Origin of the sequence: Xenorhabdus sp. PB61.4 (genome assembly GCF_963894935.1) — a bacterium.
Lineage (GTDB): Bacteria > Pseudomonadota > Gammaproteobacteria > Enterobacterales > Enterobacteriaceae > Xenorhabdus > Xenorhabdus stockiae.
The window spans coordinates 1-3863 of sequence record NZ_CAWQJR010000083.1 but is presented as its reverse complement, the minus strand read 5'-3'; the positions used below and the strand labels follow the sequence as shown (position 1 = coordinate 3863).

Here is a 3863-nt window from a genome sequence, read left to right as displayed (position 1 = left end):
TTATTATTGTATAATTCCCTATACATTGTTTTCATTATCAGTCATAAAATTTCATTAATTGCCATTTATTGATATTCACCGGTGTAGAATCGGTAATTGTTAATGTAGTTAGCTATATGAACGTATCCTACTTGCAAGACAAAAAATATGCTGACGGAGAGAACCTTATTTTTATTAATTCAAATTTTCCATCTTTTTAAATCTAAACTACTTTAGTTAATGCAATGCTTCTAAAACAGTTCTGTCCAAAAGTGAGTTAGCGTAACATAGGAATAATCGCCTAAGATTCAAGATTGCTTTGCTCATATTCCAATGACCAGAGCAGCAGACCGAGTGTGCTCCAATACAACTTATTCGCCCTCAATATTCTGGTAATACACCTGCTTAATATAACGTCCGCGCCCGTCACCATGCCCTAAATCCATTGAGAGCAGTGCCAGCGCTTCCCGCTCGCTGAATCCTTGCGCTATATAATGCTCCCCGGATTGCTGAGCAAAATGATAACGCATACTGTGTGGCGCTTTATTACCGCTCAGTCCTGCACGTCTGACAATATAGCGGTAACGATCGATGGCCTGCGTGATCGTCGGCTTATCAATCAGTTTACCGCCACGCCCGGTCTGCTCGCGTTCAGCATAAGCAATCGCGTGTTGCAGGGCTGCCCGATCCAGTATGACCGTCTGTCTGGGGCGTCCCCCTTTAGTACCGAACACCACCCGCACAGACGTATGCCCGTTTTCCAGTGCTTTCTTCCAGGTTGCTAACGATTTATAGGCTTCTACCGCTTCTTTGGTACGCAGTCCCAGCACATACGCCAGTTGCATCACCGCCGCGACACGCCGGTCTTTTTGTTCCACCTGCTGAAAAATGTCCCGGAATGCAGCCGGTGCCAGCGCCATTTTCGTTCCCTTGCGGCTGGTATCCGCGATACCCAATGCCCGGTTACTCAGGCGGGCATTATCGGGATCAGCCAGCTTGTGCTTTCCCGCCTGCGCTAAAATGGTTCGCAGCACCGACATTTCATTTTGCAGTGTCCGATGATTAATATTGTTGGCTTTGCGTCCAGCGATGTAGCGCTCAATATATTTCACCTTCAGGCTATCCATTTGCCGGAGTTTGATGCCATTGTCTTTCAGATAATCGAGGAACTGCCGGGCAATACGCCCACGATCCGCCACCGTAACAAAACTTCCGCCCGCCTGTCGGGCATGCGTGATAAAAACTTTTCTGAACAGCTCAACCTTTGAACGTGTCGATCCCTGCGCCATTCTCGCCTCTTCTGCTACTTTGCGTTTGTTTTATTCATTTTTAGTCGTTTTTAAAACAATTCCCTGCGTGTCGGTTCAGGTTCACCGTTCCGTGGTGCGTCAGACAATGTGTAGCAGGGCGGGATTGTGTTGAGTTATTGCAGGAGCTCGCGACGTGCTCAGCACAGCGATGACATGCTCCCCGTTCAGTGCCTGATCTCATCAGGATGAACGCCTCATTATCTTGACGTGATTCATTTCTCCTTAATTTTTACTGCATCAGCCTGCAATCAGGCAGTGGATTGAAAATCCGATAGGACAATCGTTTAACAGGGTGGTTAATAGTCTGTTTTACGTGGTTTCACTGAGTAATGCGGGATTCAAATCGGTCGTAAAGCCAGACCGGATGGGCTCTGGACGTTTGCCGCTTTGCGGCGTCACTTGGTAATCGCTGCGCTTCAACACAAGTGACGCCGCGCAGTTTTCGGGACGTTTATCGTGATGAATTGAAAATGTGAATGAATGTTGTACAGATAAAAATTGTATCGTTTGACGTAAGACAGAGCCTGTTTTGCTCTGTTGTGTGAGTAGCCGGTGATGAGTAATACCGGGAAACTTTCATCCTCAGACGGAGGGTTAGGTGTCCGAGGATATCTGCTTCCAAAAGTGCGCAGATGTACCGCATTGTAATGCTCTCCCTTGCAGGCGATAGATCATGAGTAACCGTTAAATACCTTATAGGTTAGGCTGAGTGAGGTCAAACTTTTGTCCGATATTAAGGTAGAAAAGACCGTACCATGCTTTTTCTTGATAAACATAATTCCTCGTTTGTTCATCCTCCCTTGATGCAGCTTTGTGAGATATCCTATACCCTGATTCATTCAAACCTCGGACCCGTGCACCCAGCCAAATCATCGACAACACAATAAACAATGCCTCCCTTCCCCGTCATTAAATCGTCCTCGGTATTCTGACAGCCTGCTGGATTCAACAGACTGTGGTTTTCTGAACCGTACAGGGCGGCCAGCAGAAAACTGTTTTGCCGGTGAACCACTTTCCACCAGAAGATGAGAAAATTCAGCGCAAACATCCTAACATCAGGGTGAATACAGTCTTAAATTCAGAGTCCGTCACCTGTCAGGAACACGGCTTCCTCAGACTTTAATCTCTAACGGGGATTTATATTTAATGCCGGTTAATTCTGGCAATTCGACATATTTTCCTGTCGTGAGAAAGAGGCTTCTGCGTCTCAGGTTGTACAGATGAAGACAATGCTCACACATATCAACCACATTCACCGGATTTTTGATTGCCTTGAGTGTCCTGACTGCGTATTTACCACACCGGCACCGTACAACATAGATAGCACTGTTTTTATGGTTCCCCCGTTGTGATAAAGGGCGAACACCTAATACAGTAAAAAAACCATATTCATAACCCTGAACCTGCATCAGTATGTTAATTAAATTGAGTTCTCTTTTATGTAAACTCAAATCATACGTCGTTTTGTAAGGAAGAAAATGACTGGAACGTTTTTGAATTTTCTTTTTCTTATCATTTTTATTGCTATCACTCATCACTTTTCCTGAATCTACTTGAGAATATATTAAGTTTTTTTCAATTTAATCCTTTTCATTATTAATTCAATAGCGAAGAAACTAAGATCAATAGATAGTTCAAATCCGAAGTTGTGTATTTCCATCATCATAAACGGCGAAGCCTCGATGGTTTCGACCATTGAGGCTTCTATAAATCGTCTACTACCATAAACAAGAGAGTTTATATCATAGAACATGTCAAGTATAACGCAATTAGTCTAAATCATGTTGCGTAAAGTGACATTAAGTTATTCCATTTTTTGTGATATATCTCATGAATATTAAGCCAATCAAATTCTAACGTGAAATATAAAAAGGCGGAAAGCAAATATAACCGGGCCTGAATTAATAAAATTCACAAATAAATCCAATAATACATCTTCGTTAAATAGCTTGCTAACCCGTGTCGTCAAACATATTTATCTAACCTTTATCCACTGAAAAACAAAAAATAAATAAAAATTAAAATTGAACATTAAGTTGAATTTAGCCATTTTTATTTTCATTATCATAAATAGCAAAGCCTCAAGGGCTACAACCCTTAAGGCTTCTATATTAAATATAGTCTACTCCCCTAAAGAGGATACCGATATAAACAATGATATTATAGCGCATTAAATATAAGCCACATGGAATCAAATGGCGCTCAATCATTGACGGTTTTGTGATGTGGTTCATAAGCATTGGCGTGTTTATGTGAGCATAAAATCTCAATAAAGAAGAATATTAATTAAACCCTAATTCTGTTTAAGCCATTGCTGAAATATCTTCTTCTGAGTAGAAAATTTTCAGTGATGGCTTCTTCTCTTTAAGGCTGTAAGCAATCAATCCCGTTAAAACAGTTAACAAAAACCCGGTTATACTTCGGTGACGAGAATGTTCTATTTGAGAGATGTTTTTTAACTGCCCATTAATCGGTTGAGTAGGCCGCGGGAACTGCCCCCGCAGCCTCTCGCAGAACGGTACGTGAGCCTCTCGACTCATACCGCTCCCATCAGGCAAACACACCTGTCATTCC

The 3863-nt window shown here is 42.4% G+C and carries 3 protein-coding genes and 1 pseudogene; all 4 read right to left on the bottom strand.

Going from position 1 to position 3863, the window contains the following annotated elements; translation table 11 throughout:
• Window positions 1-350: 350 nt before the first annotated feature.
• Window positions 351-1268: an integrase domain-containing protein gene (locus tag AACX68_RS05550; RefSeq protein WP_228860792.1), complete on the bottom strand. Its 918-nt coding sequence runs from the start codon at window positions 1266-1268 to the stop codon at window positions 351-353.
• Between the two features lie 856 nt (window positions 1269-2124).
• Complete coding sequence (locus tag AACX68_RS05545) at window positions 2125-2337, bottom strand: hypothetical protein (protein WP_228860791.1); 213 nt, start codon at window positions 2335-2337, stop codon at window positions 2125-2127.
• A gap of 64 nt (window positions 2338-2401) precedes the next feature.
• On the bottom strand, window positions 2402-2824 hold the full coding sequence (locus AACX68_RS05540; protein ID WP_228860790.1) for a hypothetical protein: 423 nt from the start codon (window positions 2822-2824) through the stop codon (window positions 2402-2404).
• Between the two features lie 768 nt (window positions 2825-3592).
• Window positions 3593-3766, bottom strand: a pseudogene (locus tag AACX68_RS05535) (IS982 family transposase); the annotation flags it as partial.
• Between the last annotated feature and the right edge of the window lie 97 nt (window positions 3767-3863).